Origin of the sequence: Exiguobacterium sp. S3 (genome assembly GCF_018617295.1) — a bacterium.
GTDB lineage: Bacteria > Bacillota > Bacilli > Exiguobacteriales > Exiguobacteriaceae > Exiguobacterium > Exiguobacterium profundum.
In genome coordinates this window covers 237742-259139 of sequence record NZ_JACSJW010000004.1, presented here as the reverse complement: position 1 = coordinate 259139, position 21398 = coordinate 237742, and the positions used below count along the sequence as shown (strand labels likewise).

22 protein-coding genes and 1 pseudogene are annotated in these 21398 nt (G+C 46.1%); 11 read left to right on the top strand and 12 right to left on the bottom strand.

All coding sequences use genetic code 11. From position 1 onward, the window contains the following. Positions 1-141: 141 nt before the first annotated feature. From KNO65_RS12270 to KNO65_RS12255, 4 genes are all read left to right on the top strand, one after another. A complete protein-coding gene (locus KNO65_RS12270) occupies positions 142-690 on the top strand; it encodes a bifunctional transcriptional activator/DNA repair enzyme AdaA (protein ID WP_214691401.1) in 549 nt (182 codons plus the stop codon). Next, on the top strand, positions 687-1580 hold the full coding sequence (locus KNO65_RS12265; protein WP_214784516.1) for a DNA-3-methyladenine glycosylase family protein: 894 nt from the start codon (positions 687-689) through the stop codon (positions 1578-1580). Before KNO65_RS12270 ends, KNO65_RS12265 begins: the two co-directional genes overlap by 4 nt. After that, a complete protein-coding gene (locus KNO65_RS12260; protein WP_047795745.1) occupies positions 1567-2049 on the top strand; it encodes a methylated-DNA--[protein]-cysteine S-methyltransferase in 483 nt (160 codons plus the stop codon). Before KNO65_RS12265 ends, KNO65_RS12260 begins: the two co-directional genes overlap by 14 nt. A gap of 115 nt (positions 2050-2164) precedes the next feature. Beyond that, positions 2165-3028, top strand: a complete 864-nt coding sequence (locus tag KNO65_RS12255) for a DegV family protein (protein WP_074035182.1) — start codon at positions 2165-2167, stop codon at positions 3026-3028. 26 nt (positions 3029-3054) lie between these two features. On the opposite strand, the gene KNO65_RS12250 is transcribed toward KNO65_RS12255, so the two are convergent. After that, on the bottom strand, positions 3055-3597 hold the full coding sequence (locus KNO65_RS12250; RefSeq protein ID WP_214784513.1) for a histidine phosphatase family protein: 543 nt from the start codon (positions 3595-3597) through the stop codon (positions 3055-3057). A gap of 111 nt (positions 3598-3708) precedes the next feature. On the opposite strand from KNO65_RS12250, the gene KNO65_RS12245 reads away from it, so the two are divergent. After that, positions 3709-6588, top strand: coding sequence for a DEAD/DEAH box helicase (locus KNO65_RS12245; protein ID WP_214684950.1), 2880 nt, complete (start codon positions 3709-3711; stop codon positions 6586-6588). Positions 6589-6606: 18 nt separating this feature from the next. On the opposite strand, the gene KNO65_RS12240 is transcribed toward KNO65_RS12245, so the two are convergent. After that, on the bottom strand, positions 6607-7020 hold the full coding sequence (locus KNO65_RS12240) for a (deoxy)nucleoside triphosphate pyrophosphohydrolase (RefSeq protein WP_214684951.1): 414 nt from the start codon (positions 7018-7020) through the stop codon (positions 6607-6609). A gap of 218 nt (positions 7021-7238) precedes the next feature. On the opposite strand from KNO65_RS12240, the gene KNO65_RS12235 reads away from it, so the two are divergent. Then, entirely contained in the window at positions 7239-8738 is a 1500-nt protein-coding gene (locus KNO65_RS12235; protein WP_214784510.1) for a malate:quinone oxidoreductase, read from the top strand. Positions 8739-8809: 71 nt separating this feature from the next. On the opposite strand, the gene KNO65_RS15800 is transcribed toward KNO65_RS12235, so the two are convergent. The 4 genes and pseudogenes from KNO65_RS15800 to adhP all read right to left on the bottom strand — a co-directional run bounded on the left by KNO65_RS15800 (position 8810) and on the right by adhP (position 12041). After that, positions 8810-9724: a methyl-accepting chemotaxis protein gene (locus KNO65_RS15800; protein WP_159563230.1), complete on the bottom strand. Its 915-nt coding sequence runs from the start codon at positions 9722-9724 to the stop codon at positions 8810-8812. 112 nt (positions 9725-9836) lie between these two features. After that, positions 9837-10364, bottom strand: coding sequence for a CarD family transcriptional regulator (locus KNO65_RS12225; protein WP_143180210.1), 528 nt, complete (start codon positions 10362-10364; stop codon positions 9837-9839). Between the two features lie 109 nt (positions 10365-10473). Then, on the bottom strand, positions 10474-10899 hold the full coding sequence (locus KNO65_RS12220; RefSeq protein ID WP_214784508.1) for a MarR family winged helix-turn-helix transcriptional regulator: 426 nt from the start codon (positions 10897-10899) through the stop codon (positions 10474-10476). 113 nt (positions 10900-11012) lie between these two features. Continuing rightward, positions 11013-12041: pseudogene (gene adhP, locus KNO65_RS12215) on the bottom strand (alcohol dehydrogenase AdhP). A gap of 194 nt (positions 12042-12235) precedes the next feature. On the opposite strand from adhP, the gene KNO65_RS12210 reads away from it, so the two are divergent. From KNO65_RS12210 to KNO65_RS12195, 4 genes are all read left to right on the top strand, one after another. Beyond that, positions 12236-12976 carry a hypothetical protein gene (locus KNO65_RS12210; RefSeq protein ID WP_214784505.1) on the top strand — a complete coding sequence of 247 codons (741 nt, stop codon included), beginning with the start codon at positions 12236-12238 and terminating at the stop codon, positions 12974-12976. Positions 12977-13085: 109 nt separating this feature from the next. After that, on the top strand, positions 13086-13832 hold the full coding sequence (locus KNO65_RS12205; protein WP_214784502.1) for a methionine ABC transporter ATP-binding protein: 747 nt from the start codon (positions 13086-13088) through the stop codon (positions 13830-13832). Then, positions 13825-14487: a methionine ABC transporter permease gene (locus KNO65_RS12200; protein WP_214784498.1), complete on the top strand. Its 663-nt coding sequence runs from the start codon at positions 13825-13827 to the stop codon at positions 14485-14487. Before KNO65_RS12205 ends, KNO65_RS12200 begins: the two co-directional genes overlap by 8 nt. Before the next feature lie 20 nt (positions 14488-14507). Beyond that, a complete protein-coding gene (locus KNO65_RS12195) occupies positions 14508-15320 on the top strand; it encodes a MetQ/NlpA family ABC transporter substrate-binding protein (protein ID WP_078146002.1) in 813 nt (270 codons plus the stop codon). Between the two features lie 34 nt (positions 15321-15354). Here KNO65_RS12195 and KNO65_RS12190 read toward each other — a convergent pair whose 3' ends face one another. The 3 genes from KNO65_RS12190 to KNO65_RS12180 form a co-directional block, all read right to left on the bottom strand. Then, on the bottom strand, positions 15355-16191 hold the full coding sequence (locus KNO65_RS12190) for an aldo/keto reductase (protein ID WP_214684966.1): 837 nt from the start codon (positions 16189-16191) through the stop codon (positions 15355-15357). A gap of 78 nt (positions 16192-16269) precedes the next feature. Continuing rightward, positions 16270-17232 (bottom strand): HAAS signaling domain-containing protein, encoded by a 963-nt coding sequence (locus KNO65_RS12185; protein ID WP_214784495.1) that lies wholly within the window; start codon positions 17230-17232, stop codon positions 16270-16272. Then, on the bottom strand, positions 17219-17566 hold the full coding sequence (locus KNO65_RS12180) for a PadR family transcriptional regulator (RefSeq protein WP_074035166.1): 348 nt from the start codon (positions 17564-17566) through the stop codon (positions 17219-17221). Before KNO65_RS12180 ends, KNO65_RS12185 begins: the two co-directional genes overlap by 14 nt. Before the next feature lie 128 nt (positions 17567-17694). On the opposite strand from KNO65_RS12180, the gene KNO65_RS12175 reads away from it, so the two are divergent. Further along, on the top strand, positions 17695-18096 hold the full coding sequence (locus KNO65_RS12175; protein WP_214784492.1) for a hypothetical protein: 402 nt from the start codon (positions 17695-17697) through the stop codon (positions 18094-18096). 38 nt (positions 18097-18134) lie between these two features. On the opposite strand, the gene ahpF is transcribed toward KNO65_RS12175, so the two are convergent. From ahpF to KNO65_RS12160, 3 genes are all read right to left on the bottom strand, one after another. Continuing rightward, entirely contained in the window at positions 18135-19658 is a 1524-nt protein-coding gene (gene ahpF / locus KNO65_RS12170) for an alkyl hydroperoxide reductase subunit F (protein WP_047795758.1), read from the bottom strand. A gap of 11 nt (positions 19659-19669) precedes the next feature. After that, complete coding sequence (gene ahpC, locus KNO65_RS12165) at positions 19670-20233, bottom strand: alkyl hydroperoxide reductase subunit C (protein WP_015880295.1); 564 nt, start codon at positions 20231-20233, stop codon at positions 19670-19672. Between the two features lie 333 nt (positions 20234-20566). Continuing rightward, entirely contained in the window at positions 20567-21364 is a 798-nt protein-coding gene (locus KNO65_RS12160) for an SRA domain-containing endonuclease (protein WP_214784489.1), read from the bottom strand. Between the last annotated feature and the right edge of the window lie 34 nt (positions 21365-21398).

Below are 21398 nucleotides of genomic sequence, written 5' to 3'. Positions count from 1 at the left end.
CAGCAGCTTCTGTCTAAATCGTACTATAGGATACGATTGAAATCTGTAAAACGTTTCAAAAAGAGGGGATTGTAAGCGCAAGAAAGAGGACGAAATGTTGATTTTAGATTTGCTACAGTGAGAGGAGAAAGGGGTGTGGAGATGCTGACGTTTGACGAAAAGTGGGCGAAAGTGCTCGCCTGCGATGCAACTTACGATGGATTATTCTATACAGCCGTGAAAACGACAGGAATTTATTGCCGACCTTCGTGCCGATCCCGCAAACCGAAGAAAGAGAACGTTGATTTTTATTTAACGAGAGAAGAAGCGGAGATGAACGGTTTCCGACCGTGCAAGCGATGTCAGCCCGAAGTCGAGCATGCCCCACACCGTGCGCTCGTTCAACAAGTGACGACATATCTCCTGAACCATTACAAACAACCCATTCGCCTCGAACAGATTGCCGAACATGCCCAACTGAGCCCTTTTCATTTGGAGCGGACATTCACTCAAGCGACAGGAGAGACACCGAGGCAGCTACTAGAACGGATTCGGATCGACAAGGCGGCATATTTATTACGAACGACCGATATGAGTAATCTGACGGTCTGCTATGAGGTCGGGTTTCAAACACCATCGAACTTTTACCGCGTGTTCCGGCAAGTAAAAGGCTGTACACCGAACACATTTCGAAAAGGAGAGGACATATGACGGAGATGCTACTTGCTGTACAGCAGCCGTTTGATTTTCAAGAGTGTCTCGTCTTTTTGAGTCGGTCAGAACAAGAAGTGCTCCATGTGACAACGCCTGACACGGTTCGAAAGCTGATGCGAATCGGGGAAAGGCTCATCCTGATCGAGCTTCAAGAAGCGGAGCATCACATTCGTGTACGGTTCCCAGTCGATGAAGTATCAGAGACAGAAAAGGAACGTGTCGCACGTGAGGTACGAGACTGGTTAGACCTTGAGCGCGATTTGAAGCCGTTTGAAACGATGGGGGCGAAAGATGAATTGCTGGCTCCTTTGATTGAAGCACATCGCGGATTACGGATGATTGGCTTCCCAGATTTGTTCGAAGCACTCGTTTGGGCCATCATCGGACAACAAATCACCTTGTCGTTTGCTTATACGATTAAACGGCGCTTCGTTGAACGCTATGGAGACCAACGAGTCGTCGAAGAAAGAACGTACTCGATGTTCCCGCGGGCGGAGCGAATCGCCTTGCTCGAACCGGAAGAGTTACGTGAGCTTCAGTTCAGTCGCAGGAAAGCTGAGTATGTCATTGATATTGCACGGGAAATAACGAATGGAGACCTGTCAAAAACGGCTTTACAATCACACTCTTCAGCTGATATCCGTCAACGGTTACTCGCGATAAGAGGTGTCGGAGCATGGACGGCAGACTATGTGTTGATGAAGTGTTTTCAGGACGCATCAGCCTTTCCGATTGCGGATGTCGGATTGCATCAAGCGATTCAGCATCAGTTAGGGACAGCGAAGAAACCAACGATTGAAGAAGTGAAGCGTTACGGTGAATCGTGGCAAGGTTGGGAAGGATACGCGACATTCTATCTGTGGAGGTCATTATATGGGAACGTATAAATTAGACGTGGAGACACCGATTGGCGTCCTAGAAATCATCGGGACGGAGCAGGTCGTTCAATCGATCTTATTCGTCGAACGGGAAAGCAAACGAAGTATGGAGCAAGATGTACCAAATGTATTGCGACAGTGCCGGGATGAACTAAACGCCTACTTTCGTGGCGAGCGTATGACGTTCACGTTCCCGACTGAGCAAATCGGGACAACGTTTCAGCATGACGTGTGGGATGCGTTACAAACCATCCCGTATGCGGAGACGGCTTCTTACCGCGAACTTGCCGAACGCGTGAAGCGACCTACGGCTGTTCGCGCAGTCGGAGCAACGAACGGACGCAACAAACTGAGCATCGTCGTGCCTTGTCATCGCGTCATCGGATCGACTGGGAAATTGACGGGCTATGCCGGTGGACTTTGGCGAAAAGAATGGCTCTTGCAACATGAAAAACAAGTCGCACATCAACCCCAGTAAAAAAACATTTCCCCCTCCAAATCTGCTACACTAGAAGAGGTCCTATCGTGACGTCGGAATCGACGAAGTTATAGGATGATTCCCGTCACTTATGGAGAAAGTTTTGGAGGAATGCATGATTAAATTATTAGCAGATTCGACGTGTGACTTATCAGATGCAGTGCTTGAACAGTACAACATCGGGGTCGCGCCGTTGATCATCACCATGAATAATATGTCTTACCAGGACCGGGTGGATATCCAGCCGGATGATTTTTACGGAATGTTGGAAGCGCTCCCGGAATTCCCAACGACGGCGATGCCGAGCCCAGCGACGTTCTTACGATTGATGGAAGATGCGGTCGCTGCCGGCCATGAGGAGATTTTATGTATCTGCATGTCGAGTGGGACGAGCGGATCGTATCAATCGGCAGTCATCGGAAAAGAGTACTTTGAAGAAGCGCATCCTGACTCACCTGTCAAAATCCATGTCGTCGACTCTCGTTCGATGAGTCATGGTAGCGGCTGGCTGTTGCTGAAGAGCGCACAGATGCGTGAAGCCGGTGCGACGTTCGAAGAGCTCGTTGACTTCAATGAGACGTACAAGACGAAAGTGAAGCACTTCTTATCCGTAGATGACCTCGACCACTTGATCAAAAGCGGACGAATCTCAAACGCGAGTGCTATCATCGGGAAACTACTGATGGTAAAACCCATCATGAGTATGAAAAACGGGAAAGGTGCCATTGTTGCCAAGGAACGAGGCACCCGTAAAGTGCTGAAGCATTATACGGACGAGTTCGTGAAACGCGTCAACCCGGACATCACGAATTTCGTGATCATCGGGTACACATCGGACCAACGGATTGCGGAGAACTTAAAAGTGAAGCTCGAAACCGAAACCGATTTTGCCGGCGAGATTTACCTTATGCAGATGGGTGTCTCGGTCGGGACACATGTCGGGCTTGGTGCCATCTCGATGTTTTTCGTAGAGAAGTGACAAAAGCCGTCTCATCGCGAGACGGCTTATTTGTTTGGCCAAATATGCTCGATGACCGGTGTGCTGTCGTGATAATCGAGACGATAGACATCTGGGTTACGCATCTTACGCCATGTCTCAAAGTCATATTGCGGGTCGAGATGTTGCAATAAGAGTGCGAGCAGATTGCCGTGTGTCACTAATAGGGTCGAAGCATGCGGAGCTTTGGCGTGCTCGACGACTTGTAGGATGCGCTGCGTCGCCTCCTCAGCCGATTCGGCACCAGGCAGTTTGAACGTCGGGTCGCTGAATGACTGACGTAATGGGGTCAGCCAGTCTTCGAGCGGTTCGTGAGATAGGATGCGTTCTCTCAGTAACGGTTCACGTTCAATCGAGAGCTGATGCGCATCGGCGAGTGGCGTGACCGAAGCGACTGCACGGGTATAATCGCTTGAGATGATCCGGTCGATTGTGAGTTCAGAAAAGAAATCGCGAAGCCATAAAGACTGGGCGTGACCGTCTTCTGTGAGCGGTGCGTCAGGTTCTTGGCCCGCGGCTGAGCAGTGGCGAATCAAATAGAGTGTGGGCATATGGATTCTCCTTGATCATTTTTAGTGAAAAGCCAATAATGAAATATATGTAAAACTATTTCATATCATAGAATATATTTCAATTTACTTAATGATAAGTAGGAGGAACAAATGGATCATTTGAAAAGACAATTAGAAAACTCTCTTTATACTGGGTTTATAGATAAAGATCATTATCATTCTAGTCCGTTTAAACCAGAACTTTTAGTAAACGAACGAGTTAAAAGACAGGATGTATTGACCGCGTTACTCGATGAATTGAAAATTTGTAAGAAGTTTCGATTTGCTGTTGCGTTCATTACAGAATCAGGACTGGCAACACTTAAATCAACATTATATGACTTAAATCAAAAAGGTATTCGAGGCGAGATTATCACTTCTACATATCAACTGTTTAATCAGCCAAAAATGTTCAAAGAACTTTTGAAAATTTCGAATGTTGACGTAAAAATTGCAGATGTGAATGCATTTCATTCAAAAGGATATATTTTTCAACATGAAGGCTACTTTTCATTAATTGTTGGTAGTTCAAACTTAACTGCAGGAGCATTAAAAACAAACTACGAATGGAATATTAAACTAACATCTCATGAAAACGGTGAAATTGTTCAACACTTTTTCAATCGATTCGAAACAATGTGGAATGAATCGATTCCTCTAACCTTAGAATGGATTAAAGCCTATGAAAATGTATATCGTCCAATGGTTAGAGATCGAGTTGCTGAGTTTCCAAGTATGCACGATTTTAATCAAGTCAAGCGGGAGCTTGAAATTAAGCCGAATGACATGCAGCGTTCTGCTTTAGACGGTATTGACGCAGTCCGACAGCAAGGTCATCAACGCGCACTTGTTGTATCAGCTACGGGGACTGGGAAAACATACTTAGCTGCATTTGATGTTCGTCGATATGAACCGAAGCGAATGTTATTTGTAGTCCATCGTGAACAAATTTTGAAAAAAGCCATAAATGATTTTCATAAAGTGATTGGTGGGAACATTGAAGATTACGGTATATTGTCAGGAACAAGTCGAGTAATTGACTCTAAATATGTGTTTGCAACGATTCAAACCATCTCAAAGGATGAAACTTTATATCAATTTGCACAAGAAACTTTTGATTACATGTTGATTGATGAAAGTCATCGGGCCGGAGCCAATACATATCAAAAACTGTTAGAATATTTCACTCCGAAGTTCTTACTTGGAATGACCGCTACTCCTGAACGATCAGATGGATATGATTTGTTCAGACTATTCGATTACAACATTGCATATGAAATTCGTTTACAAGAAGCACTTGAAGAAAATATGCTATGTCCATTCCATTATTTCGGGGTAACTGATCTTGAAATTGATGGGGAGCAAAAAGAAATTGAAGTGTTCCAAAAACTTGTATCAACTGAAAGAGTTGAGCGGATTATTGAAAAGATTAAATACTACGGCTATTCAGGTGAAAAGTTGCGAGGACTAATGTTCTGCAGTTCTAAAAAAGAAGCAATATATTTGTCTGAGCAATTAAATGCTCGAGGCTTTAAAACATGTGCTTTAACCGGGAATGATGCTCAAGCAAAACGAAAGCAAGAGGTAAATAATCTAGAACAGGGATTACTCGACTATATTCTCACTGTGGACATATTTAACGAAGGGATCGATATACCAAGCATTAATCAAGTTGTAATGCTTCGACAAACTGAATCGAGTATTATCTTTATTCAACAATTAGGAAGGGGCTTACGAAAGCATAAATCTAAACGATATGTAACCGTTATTGATTTTATAGCAAACTATAAAAATAATTATTTAATTCCAATTGCTCTCTCAGGTGATCGTTCTCAAAATAAAGATTCTATTCGTCGTAAAGTAATCGATCGGAGCTATATCTCTGGTACATCAACTATTAATTTTGAAGCGGTTGCTAAAGAACGAATTTATGAATCAATCAACCAAGCAAGATTAACCGATTTAAAAACTTTAAAAGAAGCATATCAGAACTTGAAAAATCGATTAGGTAGACAACCTATGTTGACTGACTTTATAGATAATCACTCAATGGATCCGGTTGTTATAGCAACTAAAAATGGACATTATGGTGCTTTTTTAAGAGTTGTTGAAAGTGAAGTGCCTCCTCTTTCGAAAGAAGAAGAGCAAATTTTACTTATGGCAACCCAAGAACTTTTATCAGGTAAAAGAATACATGAGATTTATTTGTTAAAACTTTTGGTATCTGATCTCTCTATAAGTAAATTCAATTTTATTAACTACTTACATGATCATCATGTTCGAGTAGATGATGCAACGCTCAAATCAGTAGAGAATGTATTATCTTTAAATTTCTTTAACGATGCAGACCGAAAGAAATATAGTAATAAGCCGTATATTGAATTTGATCGTGACACGTATCGATTATCTTCACATATACAAACTATGTTACAAAATGAGTGGTTTGCTAAGTTATTAAACGACTTACTAGAAGCATCAATCCTAAGAAGTAAACGATATAATCAAACAAAACCGTTAACGAGATTGGAAAAGTATACGAGAAAAGATGTATGTCGATTATTAAATTGGGAAAAAGAAGAGCAATCTACAATGTATGGTTATAAAGTTAAGCATCATACATGTCCTATATTTGTAACGTATCATAAAAGTGAAGACGTTGAAGCTAGTGTTAATTATGGTGATTCCTTTATTAGTCCAGAGGTATTTCATTGGTATACTCGAAGTCGAAGAACCACAAAATCTGAAGAAGTACGTAAAATTATTGATTCAGAGAAAGAAAACATTGATATCCATCTATTTGTGAAAAAAGATGACGATGAAGGCGGAGATTTTTATTATTTAGGTGAAGTGAAACCCGATCAACAATCTATACAAAACACAACAATGCTAAATAAAAATGGTCAAGAACTTCCTGTAGTCACGATGAATTTAATGCTAAAAGAGAGTGTCGATCAACAGATATATGATTACTTGCATGAGAAAACACATTAAAAAAAGCCGAGGCGTACCTTATACGTTCTCGGCTTTAGTTATTTGATTAATCACATCATTTACTGCAGGTATGTCGGCTGGTGCCCATACAAGAGAATGTAAATTTTCACGCTTTAGCCAGATTAATGCATCATGTTCTGTTGCTACGGGATTTCCTGATTTTAATTCAGCACGTAGTGAAATCAATTGAATAATAAAAGACTCATATTCATGAACGTGTTCGTTAATGATTTCATGCGCAGTAATTTCGCATTGTAGTTCTTCGTATATTTCACGCTCGAGTGCTTCTTGTAGATTCTCACCATCCTCGACTTTTCCTCCGGGAAATTCCCACATATTTGGAATTAGCATTGTTGTTGAACGAAGTGCACAAAGAATTTCCTTTTTTTCATTTTCAATAACTGCTGCTACCACTTTTACTGTTTTTTTCATTGATACTCCCTCATTTTTGAGATTTGATTACATCCATCATAACATTCGTCTTTTCATTATAAATTCAAACTTCACTTAAAGAATTTTTTCGCACTAAACCCCTTATCATTCATCACAAAAGAGTTATAATCGGTATAACGATTATAAAATATATGATTGAGGAATGGGGATTCTTCAATCGTATGACAAAAAATTCAGGGGATAAGGATGGGGTTTTCATGAGCAGTACGCAAACGAGAACAGACGTCATTTTGATTGGGGCAGGGATTATGAGCGCAACGCTCGGTTCACTCTTTAAAGAGCTCGTACCGGAGTGGAACATCAAAGTGTTCGAAAAGCTCGATGCAGCAGGGGAAGAAAGTTCAAACGAATGGAATAACGCAGGTACGGGACATGCCGCACTTTGCGAATTAAACTATACAACAGAGAAAGCAGACGGGACGATTGACATCTCCAAAGCGGTCAACGTCAACGAGCAGTTCCAAATCTCGCGCCAGTTTTGGGCGCACCTCGTCAAGCAAGGACTGATTGAAAATCCAGGAGCCTTTATTCGTTCAATCCCACATATGAGCATGGTCCAAGGGGAGAAGAACGTCGATTTCTTGAAACGCCGTTTGGAAGCGCTCACAACGAATCCGTTGTTTGAAGGGATGGTCTTATCAGACGATCCGAGTCAATTACAGGAATGGATCCCGCTCATCATGGACGGACGGACATCGGATGAACCGATTGCCGCGACGAAAATCGACTCAGGAACAGACGTGAATTTTGGCGCATTGACACGTATGTTGTTTGACCATCTCACATCGAACGGGGTCGAGCTCAACTACGGTCATAGCGTCGAGGACGTGAAGCGCCTCGAGAACGGTCATTGGGAAGTGAAAGTGAAAGACATGTCTCGGAATACGATTGAGACGCATACGGCACCGTTTCTCTTTATCGGAGGCGGTGGTGGCAGTTTGCCGCTCTTACAAAAGACAGGGATTCCGGAATCGAAACAAATCGGTGGATTCCCGGTCAGCGGCCTCTTCCTCGTTTGCAAAAATCGTGAGGTCATCGAGCAACATCATGCGAAGGTCTACGGAAAGGCGAAAGTCGGGGCACCACCGATGTCGGTCCCTCACCTCGACACCCGCTTTATCGATGGACGCAAAGAGTTGCTGTTTGGACCGTTCGCCGGCTTCACGCCGAAATTCTTAAAAACAGGATCGAACTTGGATTTGATTCGTTCGGTCAAGCCGAACAACGTCATCACGATGCTTGCCGCAGGGGCGAAAGAGATGCCACTTACGAAATACTTGATCGAGCAGGTACTCTTATCTCACGACAAACGGATGGATGAACTCCGTGAATTCATCCCAAATGCCAAGAATGAAGATTGGGAGATCGTCGTGGCAGGGCAACGTGTGCAGGTCATCAAAGATACACCGCAAGGAAAAGGAACGCTTCAATTCGGAACGGAAGTCGTCAGTGCCGAAGATGGGTCGGTCGCGGCGCTTCTCGGTGCTTCTCCAGGCGCATCGACGGCCGTGCACGTCATGTTGAAAGTGCTCGAGCAGTGCTTCCCGCAACACTTACCGGAGTGGGAAGCGAAAATCAAAGAAATGGTACCGTCGTATGGATTGAAGCTGTCGGAACACCCGGATTTATTCAAGACGATTCACGAATCGACGGCGGTCACGCTCGGTTTAGAGGAAAAGGACATGGTCCACAATTAATTGATTCAAGACGAGCATACAATCGTATGCTCGTCTTTTGTATAGAAAAAAGCGACCTCCTATCGGGCCGCTCATACCATTTTGAGAAACGTCTTTGCCTGCTGTTCGAGTGTAGCGGCTGAATCTGCTAATTTTTCGAACTCTCGGACCGTATGCTCGAGTTGTCCCGAGCTATCTTTGACTTTATGAGAAATTCGTCCGATGCTCATCGACACGTCATCGATGCGTTTCACAATGCCTTCAATGTTGTTGTTCACTTCTGTAATGGAGAGTGAGACTTTGTTTGAAAGATTGCGCACCTCTGTCGCGACGACATTGAAGCCGCGTCCATGTTCACCTGCGCGTGCCGCCTCGATTGCGGCATTGAGTGCGAGAAGGTTGGTTTGGGCAGCGATTTCACGAATCGTTCGGACAATATCCGTGATCGTCTTCGCCTCTTGTTGGAGAGCATGTAAATGCTCTAGGTTTTGAGTCGACTCTTGTTCAATCAGTTTGACGTTTTCGAGTACGTGTTCTCCGTCTTGTTTCCCGATTTGGGACTGGGCAGATAAGTATTCAGACGTCTCTTGAAGATTATTCGCCATGTGGAGTACGTCTTGTTGCCGTGACGTGATATCGGCTGCAATCTTTGAGACGCCGATGACGTTCTGGTGGGCATCATCGAAGATCGGCATGTAGGTCGCCTCTAGCCAGACACTATGACCATCAGCGGCACGTCGTTCAATCTTGTCGTGATAACTCAACCCTTGCATGAGCTTACGCCAAAACAGGTCGTATTGGGGACTGTTCGCGAACTCGGGCAAGCAAAGATCACGATGGGGGCGTCCCATCAGTTCCTTGACTTCGTAGCCCATCGTTTTGGCAAAAATCTCATTGACGTAGGCGACACGGCGATTTTCATCAAAGCGAATGATGGCCAGATTGTTTTCGATTGCCCGAACGACGTGCGTGTCGGTGACATGGGTCGTACTAGAGTGCAGTTGCATCCTAACATCCTCCCTATATCATAAGGTATATTTGTTTTAGGATACCCGAAAAATGTAAAAAAAAGTATATTATTTTAATAGAACAAAAAAAGACCACTTCCACTGGAAGAGGTCAAGGTGTGAGTGTCGCCATGCTTTCATGTAAGTACTCGCCAATCGTGCGCTCGATGTCGCTCTCTGAACGCTCGAGGGCAAGGGAGAGCTCTTTCACCAAAATCGTTTTGGCATTCTCTAAAATTTTACGATCTTGTTCGTATAGCTTTTTGTTCGCTTGAAGCGCCTCGATTTGTCGACGGCTCAATGTATTGACCACTTGGGCAATCTCGTGACGGTTTCCTGAATGCACGACATTCAAAAATTCACGATTGCGATTGTTGGAATGTGGATTCCATTCCACGCCAGGCGAGCGGAACGACTCTAAAATCTCTGATGCCTCGTCTGCTTCCAGTAACGTCAACATCATCACGTTGTCATTATCGACAGGAATGCTGATTTGCAACTTTTGTGAGTTGTTGATGGGGTGAAGCGTATAGTACGATTTCGTCTCTCCTGCGACCGTTTTGTCCGAAATGTCGTCGATGCGACATACTCCATGGGTCGAGTAGATGATTAAGTCTCCAGTTTTAAACAAGTCGATCACCTCTTCCTTACCTCTAAGCATAGTCATTCAGAAGATGAAATGTCAACTCGGTTGACGTTTTTGTCCATGTATGCATATGAAAAACCGTGTCACCATCAAGCTGACACGGTCATAGTTTCCAATCCAAGCGTAGAATGGTTTTCAGTTGTTCAAACGCCTCTTGGCCGATGCTTTCTTGGATCCGTTGCTCAAGTTGTGCTTTGAGCGTCTCGTTTTGCTCATAACAAGTGTGACCGAGCGAGGTCAACTCGATACATTTGTCTTTTCGATTTTGTGGATGGTCTGTCACGAGAACGAGCGCTTTACTCTCTAGGTTCTTGATCAGTTTATGAGTCGCTTGTCGAGAAATATGGACACTGTGCGTGACTTCGGCAATTGTTGTTTTCGACTGATAAAGTGTCGCGAGAATATACCACTCCGAGTTCGAGAGTTGGATATCACTTTGTTCATTCCAAGATTGTTCACTCATGCGTCGAACTTGATCATTTCGCTCTGACAATAAATCAAGTAGACGGGTTGACGTTGATGGAGTCAAATCAAGTCACTCCTCTTTCATTTCCGGCTTTTAGACGTTCCTAACTATACAAAAGCAACTATACCCCGTCAACGTCAATCTAGAACAAAACGAGGCACGAGGCCCCGTTCCGATTAGCAGTCTTTATTTTTGAAGTCGATGACCATGCGTCCTTGGACTTTCTCTTGCTCCATCTCTTCGAACACGTCTTGCACCTCGTGAAGACAGCGTTTATGAACAACAGGCACGACGAGCCCTTCTGCCCCGAACTGGAAGGCTTCTTCTAAGTCTTTACGTGTCCCGACGAGTGAGCCGACGACTTCGATTCCATCGAGGACGAGACGAGGGATGTTCAAGTCCATCGTTTCAGAAGGAAGACCGACGGCGACCACTTTCCCACATGCTCGGACTGCATTGACTGCAGAATTAAAGGCGATTTTTGAGACGGCTGTGACGACAGCGGCATGAGCCCCACCGAACTTCTCTTGTACGATGTCAGCTGCATCTCCTTCAGTCGATGGGTTAATCGTCAAATCAGCTCCACTCTCTTTGGCGAGTTCGAGCTTATCATCGTTCAAATCTACGGCGATGACGTGTGCGTTGAAGACGTGTTTCGCATATTGGATGGCCAGGTTGCCGAGTCCACCGCAACCGTAGATGACGACCGTCTCCCCAGGTTTCACGTCGGCAACTTTGATGGCTTTATACGTCGTGACGTCGGCACATGTGATGCTCGAAGCTTGCGCAGGGTCCAATCCGTCAGGTACTTTGATGGCATAGTCGGCCACGACGATACTTTGTTCAGCCATCCCGCCGTCCACGCTATATCCGGCATTTTGAACGTTTCGACAGAAAGTCTCTCGGCCTGTCGTACAATATTCGCAACGACCACATGCATGATACATTCAAGCGATACTGACGCGATCGCCAACTTTCAAACTCGTGACATCGTCGGCGATTTGAGATACGATCCCAATCCCTTCATGACCGAGCACGCGTCCTTGGACATCTCCGAAATCACCAGCTGCGACGTGAAGATCCGTGTGACATACGCCACAGTACTCGACATCGACGAGCGCTTCGCCTGCTTGTAATGGACGTAGTTCCTTTTCGACAACTTCGATGTTGGCCTTGCTTGCTGAATTGACAATGACTGCGCTCATGTTTGAACACACTCCTTGTGAAAATTTAGCGAACCTGATGGAAAACCCTTCTCAATCACATCGTCAGGATAGCACAAAAAATGGAATGAAAACGCTTTATTTTTATAGGGCATTTGTCTGAAAGATGAACTTTTCTCACACAAAGATTTAGGGAAATAGAGATAGAGAAAGTAGACGAAAGGAGTGTTATTTATATGACACGAATAGCGTTATTTCACACATATAAATCAAAGATTTTGCAGCTATCAAATTTAGAAGAAGAGACGTTGAAAAATGAAGACTTTTTGTTAGACCGTGATGAAAAGAAACAACTTGAGATCTATTACGCACCGTTTGAATACATCAATCCAAACGCGAAAGTCGTCATCGCGGGAATCACGCCAGGCTTGTATCAAATGCGTCAGTCGTTCGAGGCAATCCGTGACTTGAAGGATGCAACAGACGAAGAGGCGCTTCGAGCCGTCAAACAACGTGGCAGTTTTTCCGGTCCGATTCGAAAGAACTTAGTGACGATGCTGGATGATTTGGAGTTACATCATCATTTGGGAATTGAATCATCCCTCGATTTGTTTGGATCAGCGAACCATCTCGTTCAAAACACGGCGGTCCTCCCTTATCCCGTCTTCTATAAAGGCAAGAACTATAACGGATCGAGCCCGGATATGATTCGAACAGAGCTGTTTCGACCATACGTAGAAGGAATCTTCGCAGAAGAGATGGCCCATCTTCAAGATGCACTCATCCTACCGATGGGCGTGAACGTGAGGCGAGCCGTGGAGTTATTGGTTGAGCGAGGGCTCTTGGATCAAGATCGCGTAGTGAGTGGGTTTCCACATCCGTCTGGTGGGAACGGTCATCGCCATCGCATCTTCGCCGAAAATCGAGACGCCATGAAACGACACATTGCTGAACATTTCAAAAGACATCCACTCTGAACCGCAGGGGGGTTCTTTTCATGTGAGCACATGAACTGACACCGACTCTTTACTTCGATAAAATGATAAACGGTTGACTCACTCACGAGATGTAGAAAGGATGTCCGCCATGATCACATTGTCGTCCGTCCATAAGCGTTATGGACAAGAGATGGCCGTCCGCGATGTATCGCTTCATATTCGAAAAGGGGAGATTTACGGCATCATCGGCGCGAGCGGTGCCGGGAAGTCGACGCTTCTTCGATTGATGAATTTGTTGGAGAAACCGGATGCTGGGAGCGTCACGGTCGATGGCGACCAGTTGACCGAACTCTCCAACCGGGAACTACGCAAGAAGCGACATCGAATCGGTATGATTTTTCAACAATTTAATCTTGTTGCGAATAAGAACGTCTTTGATAACGTCCTCGATTCACTGAAGCTTGCCAAACGGACGAAATCATCATGGGAGACACGCGTGATGGAATGTCTCCGGTTCGTTGGACTCGAAGCGTATCGCGATAAATATCCTTCCCAGTTGAGTGGGGGACAGAAGCAACGTGTCGCGATCGCAAGGGCACTCGCGAGCGAACCGAGCGTACTCCTCTGCGATGAACCGACCTCTTCTCTCGACCCGAATACGACGGCAGAAGTGCTGCGTGTCCTCGAGTCGGTCAACGAACAACTCGGTGTCACCGTCGTTCTCGTCACGCATGAGATGGATGTCATCCGTCAAATCTGTCATCGCGTCACCGTCATGGCAGACGGATCCGTTCATGAGACGATTGAGAGGGAGCCGACAGGGGTGGTCACCATTGATCAGAATCCAAGTTGGTTCGTCGAACAGTTGCGAGAGGAAGGTGAAGCGAATGCCTGAAATCTTGGTCCGCTATCAATCAGAGATTTGGCAGTCCATTGCCGAGACGTTCATTATGGTCGGGGTATCGATTCTCGCCGCTATTCTAGTCGGATTGCCATTAGGCACGTGGCTTTACCTTTCGCGTAAAGGACAATTGTTAGAGAATCAAATCGTCTTCTCCGTCCTCAATCTGGTCGTGAACATCGTCCGGTCTTTCCCGTTCTTGTTACTCGTCGTGTTTTTGATTCCATTTACACGGCTTATTATCGGGACGGCCATCGGAACAGCAGCAGCGACAGTGCCGCTCTCCATCATTGCCATTGCACATTATGCGCGCCTCGTCGAACAGTCGTTGATTGATGTCCCACGCGGGGTCATCGAAGCGGCACTCTCGATGGGCGCAACGGTTAAAGACATCATCTTTAAGTTTCTATATGTGGAAGCCCGGTCCGGTCTTGTCCTTGGATTGACTACATCCATCATCAGTTTTATCTCATACTCGACGATTATGGGAGTCGTCGGGGGTGGTGGCATCGGTGACTTTGCCATCCGTTATGGATATCAACAATTTCAGACAGAACTCATGCTCTATATGATTCTCATCATGCTCGTCTTCGTACAGTTGATTCAATTCACGGGCACGACCGTGGCACGCATCATCGACAAACGCTAAATAGAAAGTAGGAAATGAATATGAAAAAATTGATGGCTCTTCTTGCCTCACTCACACTCGTCCTCGCAGCATGTGGGAACGATACAGAAACACAAACGGAACAAGCAAATGAACCACAGACATTGAAAGTCGCATCACTCATCCCACCGATGACAGATATGCTTGAAATCGCGAAAGAACAGCTCGCGGAAGACGACATCGAACTCGAAATCGTCGTTCTCGGAGACAACGTTCAACCGAACTCGGCACTTGCGGCGAAAGAAGTCGATGCGAACTTCTTCCAACACGTTCCGTACATGGAGGAGTTCAACCGCAGCAACGATGCGAATCTCGTTCCAATCGAACCGATTTATTTCGCAAACTATGGTGTATACGCAAAAAACTATGACAAGATGGAAGACATTCCGGAAGGCGCAACGATTGCGATCGCCAACGACGTATCGAACATCGACCGTTCGCTCTCCCTTCTCGCACAACATGATGTGATCGAGCTCGGAGAGAAAGAAGGCACGTACTATACACAGGCCGATATCACATCGAACCCGAAAAACTTCAAATTTGAAGAAGTCGACTTATTGATGCTCGCGCGCGCGTACGATGATGTCGATGCGGTCTTGATGACACCGGCTTACGCTGCACCGCTCGGTTTGACACCGAAGAGTGACGCACTCTTAACAGAAGGCGTCGAGAATGATTTCGCCATCACGCTTGTCGCACGTGAAGACAACCAGGATGACGAAGCGATCCAAAAACTCGGCGAAGCGCTCACAAGTGACGAAGTCCGTGCGTTCTTGCAAGAAAACTATGATGAAACGGCCATTCCGGCGTTTTAAACAAAAAGATTGAGCCATCTAGGCTCAATCTTTTTTAGTACTCTTCGTATTCTCGCGGGTCTTGGTCATCGATGCGACCATCCTGCTTCGTCAACGCATTGAGCGTCTCCATCTCTTCATCCGTCAATTCGAAGTTGAAGACGTCGAGATTCTCTTTTTGGTGCAACTCGCTAGACGAGCGGGCGAGCGGGATGACACCAAGCTGCACGTGCCAACGCAAGATGACTTGAGACACGCTCTTTCCTTTTTGTTTGGCGAGCTCGGTGATCTTTTCGTCATGGATGACCGTGCGGGCGCGACTGAGCGGGCTCCACGCTTCTGTGATGATGCCGCGTTCTTTATCGGCTTTCCGCTGTTCGACTTGAGAGAAGTACGGGTGTAACTCGATTTGGTTAATGACCGGTGTTTCTCCCGTTTCTTCAATCAAGCGGTCAAGGTGCTCCGGCATGAAGTTCGATACCCCAATAGAGCGGATCCATCCGTTTTTCTTCGCTTGAATCAAGGCACGCCATGCCTCAACGTACTTGTCTTGTTTCGGGTTTGGCCAATGCAAGAGGAACAAATCCCAATAGTCGAGGTTCGCTCGATATAGGGACTCTCGAATCATCTCGAGCGCCTGATCGTAGTCATAATATTGCGCGCGCAGTTTCGATGTTAAGAAAAGTTGTTCACGCGGGATGCCGGATTGGCGAACCGCTTCACCGACCGCGCCTTCATTATCGTAGCGAATCGCCGAATCGATGAGTCGATATCCGTTCCGGATGGCGCACGTGATGGCGTCGACCCCTGCTTCACCTTTTAAATAAACCGTCCCGAGTCCGATGGCCGGAATCTCATAACCGTCATGTAGCTTGATTGTTGGAATACCCATCAAATGCCTCCCCATTCAAAATCCGTTCTCTTCTCCGCTATTCCACTTTCCTTGGAAATGAAACGTTTGAATGTGAGGTCAACGTCGAAACGCTTTGATCAAACCTTCTGCTAAATCGAGAATACACACGATGATGATGGTGAGTAAGACACTCCAGACGCCCCAACGACTGATTGTTTCAAGGTCGGCGTTGATTTGCTCAGCAATCAACGGGAGCGCTTCGGTCGAAATTAGATCGGGTTGCAGCATAATGAGCGCTGTGACGACAATCCATACGATATTGAAGAGCGCGTTCCATAAGGCGAGCGGCTTTGTCCAATGTCGAACCATCCATTTGTAAATGGCGATGGCGATCCCAAAGGCGGCCAGGGCGATGACAAACGGGAAGAATTGATCCAAGACCGACGCATTGAGTAGCGGATAGGATTCACTATCTGTGACAACACGAATCAACTGCTCGGCGTTGACATACAATACGACCATCAGAACGGTGGCGATAAAGTCAAACAAAATCGAACCAAAATAAATCGAGGTCGAACGTGGTTTTACCTTCTTGAGTTGCTCAGGTTTCCAACTAGAGAAAGGCACTTCACCCTCAGGTACAGCACGTTCAATGATGAAGAACGTGAGGGTGATCCAGAATAGCGTCTGAACGACGACATTGAAGATAGCCGCACCAGTTTGAAGGAATGCTTGAATCAAGAATTGACTCCAAGACGTGTCGTCGATGGGATTGGTCAAATAACCGATGATCGAGAGAATGGTGACAACCGTGACGGCAATCGGTAAGACGATTTTAATGATGTTCACGTACTGTGTGAAGAGAGCAGGACCGATGAGATAAAGTGGTCGGTTCGCGTAGCGAGCAGCGAGGATTTGAGGGTCGCCGAGTTGGCGCAATGCTTCAAATAAAGCCGCTTCAGACGGGTCATTTCCAGTCATGTCATCAATGGTCGATTCCAATTCGAGTGCGACGTCTTGCCGCATCGACTCTGGGATTCGAGAGGTGACTTCATCGATATACACATCACGAAGATTCATGATCATTTCCTCCTTCAATTAGACGGGTCAACGTTTTCGACATGTTCATCCATTCCACGTACAACTCATTCAAAATGTCCATCCCATCCGAGCTGAGCACGTAGTACTTGCGTGGTCGACTCTCTGTCGTATCCCAGGAACTCGTGACGAGTCCTTGTTTTTCAAGTCGACGCAAGAGCGGGTAGAGCGTACTTTGATCAATGTTGATATCGGCATCTAGCAGTGCTTGAACGAGAGAATAGCCGTATTGGGGTGTCTTCAACTGACTGAGCACCGCAATCGTCAATGTGCCGCGCCGCAACTCCGTCACCAACGAGGCTTTTACATCAGACATTTTTTCGCCTCCTTCATTCGTTTATCTTTATACTGTATATCATACACTATAAGTTATCATACATCAATATGAATAAAAAACGTTGATTCATTTCCTGATTTTGGGATGATAAAGGGGAGGTGATGTTCATGAAGTGGTGGTGGATGGTTGGCGGTGTGGTGATCGTCAGTTTATTGACGATCAATGCGCAGTGGTATGGGAATGCGGCGACGTTTGGGGTACCGATTGGCTGGATCATCATGCTGCTAGTCTTGGCACAGTTTCGAAAGCCGACATCGACTCTTTGGGCGGCGTCGGTCGGAGTGATGAGTGTAGTGGTGGCGATTTTGCTTTCGATTCCGAGCTACTCGTTAGCCGAGGCAGAAGAGACGTTGAGCAAAACGTACAATGACGTGGCGTACATGGAGAGCGTTCCGACGACCGGGGGAGAATGGAATCCATTCTCCCCTCGAGTAGGCTATCGGTTTGAAACGGAGAGTGGAGACTCGATTTTATTCATCCCGGACTCGGGGAAGACGTTTGAACTGTAAAAAAGACTCGCTCTCATGATAGAGGGCGAGTCTTTTTGTTAGTTGCGAATCATGTAGTCGAAAGCGCCGAGTGCGGCTGTCGCACCAGAACCCATCGAGATGATGATTTGTTTGTAGGCGCTGTTCGTGCAGTCTCCTGCCGCAAACACACCTGGGACGTTCGTCGCGCCGTGACGGTCGACGACGATTTCCCCGAAGTTGTTGCGTTCGACCGAGTCGAGCCAATCCGTGTTCGGGACGAGACCGATTTGGACGAAGACGCCTTCAAGTTCGACATGATGTGACTCGTTCGTCTCACGAGACACATACGAGATGCCGTTCACTTTGTCCGTACCCGTGATTTCTGTCGTCTGAGCGTTCGTGATGACAGTCACGTTTGGGAGACTGTGAAGACGATCTTGTAGCACTTGGTCAGCCTTGAGTTCAGGAGCGAACTCGAGGACCGTTACGTGCTTGACAATCCCTGCGAGGTCGATGGCTGCTTCGATCCCAGAGTTACCGCCACCGATGACCGCGACACGTTTCCCTTCAAAGAGAGGACCGTCACAGTGCGGGCAGTAAGCGACCCCTTTGTTTTTGAACTCCGCCTCACCTGGGACGTTGACGTTACGCCAGCGTGCACCAGTCGAGAGGATGACGCTCTTACTCTTCAAGACAGCGCCGTTCTCGAGTTCAATCTCGACGAGGTCCTTTTTCTCAAGACGCTTCGCGCGTTGGAGGTTCATGACGTCGATGCCGTACTCTTTGACGTGCTCTTCAAGACTTGCGACAAGCTTTGGACCTTCTGTATAAGCGGTACCGATGAAGTTCTCGATCCCCATCGTGTCCATCACTTGGCCGCCGAAGCGCTCTGCGATGATTCCGGTACGGATTCCTTTACGAGCCGCGTATACGGCAGCACTCGCACCCGCTGGACCGCCACCGACGACGAGGACGTCATACGGGTCTTTATCCGAAAACGCAGAAGCGTCAGGACCTGTACCGAGTTTCGCCAAGATCTCTTCGAGTGACATCCGACCGTTACCGAACGATTCTCCGTTTAAGAAGACCGTCGGGACAGCCATGATCTCTTTTGCTTCCACTTCATCCTTGAACGCGGCTCCATCGATCATCGTGTGCGTGATGTTCGGATTGAGGACGCTCATGACGTTTAGCGCTTGCACGACGTCAGGACAGTTGTGGCAGCTGAGACTGATGTACGACTCGAAGTGATATGTGCCTTCGATATTTTGAATTTGTTTGATTGTATCCGCATCGACTTTCGGCGCGCGCCCGCTCACTTGGAGGAGGGCGAGGACAAGTGATGTGAACTCATGTCCGAGTGGAATCCCCGCGAAGACGATTCCTGTCTCTTCGGATGGACGATTCACGCTGAAGCTCGGTGTACGCTCGAGTGTCGCGCGTTCGACCGAGATGCGTGATGACATGCTGGCGAGTTCGTTGACGAGCTCGAGCATCTCGTTTGAGACTTTGTCTTCCCCAGCGCTTACACGGAGGACGACATCGCCCTCCATGAGCTGGAGATATTGGTCGAGCTGTTGTTTAATCGCTGCTTCTAACATGCAATCGCTCCTTACAATTTACCGACGAGGTCAAGGCTTGGGCGGAGTGTTTCAGAACCCTCTTCCCATTTCGCTGGGCAGACTTCGCCTGGATTGTTGCGTACGTATTGTGCTGCTTTGACTTTGTTGACGAGCGTGCTCGCGTCACGGCCGATGCCGCCAGCGTTGATCTCGACAGTTTGGATGACACCATCTGGGTCGATGATGAACGTACCACGGTCTGCGAGGCCGTCTTCTTCGTTTAAGACATCGAAGTTGCGTGAGATGACGTGTGATGGGTCACCGATCATGATGTACTCGATTTTTCCGATTTTCTCAGATGTTTCGTGCCAAGCTTTATGTGTGAAGTGTGTGTCTGTTGAGACAGAGTATACTTCTACACCGAGGTTTTTAAGTGTAGCGTACTCGTTTTGAAGGTCTTCAAGTTCAGTTGGGCAGACGAATGTGAAGTCAGCTGGGTAGAAGCAGACAACGCTCCATTTGCCTTTGAGGTCGTTCTCTGTAACTTCGAGGAATTCACCTGTTTGGAATGCTTGTGCTTTGAATGGTAGTACTTCTTTGCCGATTAATGACATGGGTTATGTCCTCCTTGTTTTTTACTCTAGTGTTTCTATCTCGACTAGAATAATTATAATGTAATACTAACTTCATATAACGAGCTGAAATTGTCAAGGCGTTTGCATGCTTTGAAAATATAAGGTGTATCAAAAGATTGTCTGTATTTGGCTTAATAAAAGCAAAGAAAACGATTACATAACGATCGGTATTTTTCTCGCTATTTTCTTATTTTGAAAAATAAAAATCATGAGTATAGTTGATAATATTTTGGAAAGGGTTATACATTTTCTCGTCGGAAATTGGAGGATTATCAATTACATCAATAAAACAACCTTAATCACAAGTAGCGATTAAGGTTGAAGAATTTGCTGTATGATTTTTTCTCGATACAAAGCACGGTCTTTACTTTTCCGAAGTCGAGCATGACAGTTAGGGCAAGTAGCTATTACTTGTTCAGGGAGAGCCAATCCCTCATCGGATTCTTTATATAATGAGTAAAGTTCTAAATAAGGCCCTTGTTCAGTATCAAATGGTGCGGCTTGACCGCATGCTTCGCAGTGATTATTTGCTCTCGCAAGCACATAATAATATAAAGCCGCTGTCTGTTCCCTCACTTGGCGCTTTCGAATCGACATGCTTAATCCAGTCGCACGCTTAGGGTCACGATTGGCAATTCGTTCGAGTTCCACAATTGATTTGTCCCTCATAGTTGTTGCATATTCGTGAGATTCTTCCTGTACGACGTGGAGAGGTTCGAAAGCAAAAACGATGACTTCTCGCTGATTTTGATGTTTGTCGATTCCAAATTGAATATCATAGCCAATCAAAACAAGTTGGTCTACGAAACGATAATTTCCTTTTCCGAGAGATTCAAATAGATAAACATCCTCACCATTTTCGATGTGATGGAGAAGCGCCTTGTTACCGAAGGAGAAGGTTTGATTTCCTTCTTGTCCTTCGCCACTATAGTAGAACAAACCATCTTCTTCGCTCCAGCCATTCTTATATCCAAATTCTTGATCCATTCCACTATCAAAAATAAAAATAAGTTTATGTTTGTTAGGTGTACTGATTCCTCGTTGACGGCTTCCGCCATATTGATCATGGATGAAGGAACGTCTATACACTTTGTTTTTTTCGAACAGCATAAAGCACCTCATTTCCAGGTTTTTCTTTTAAATA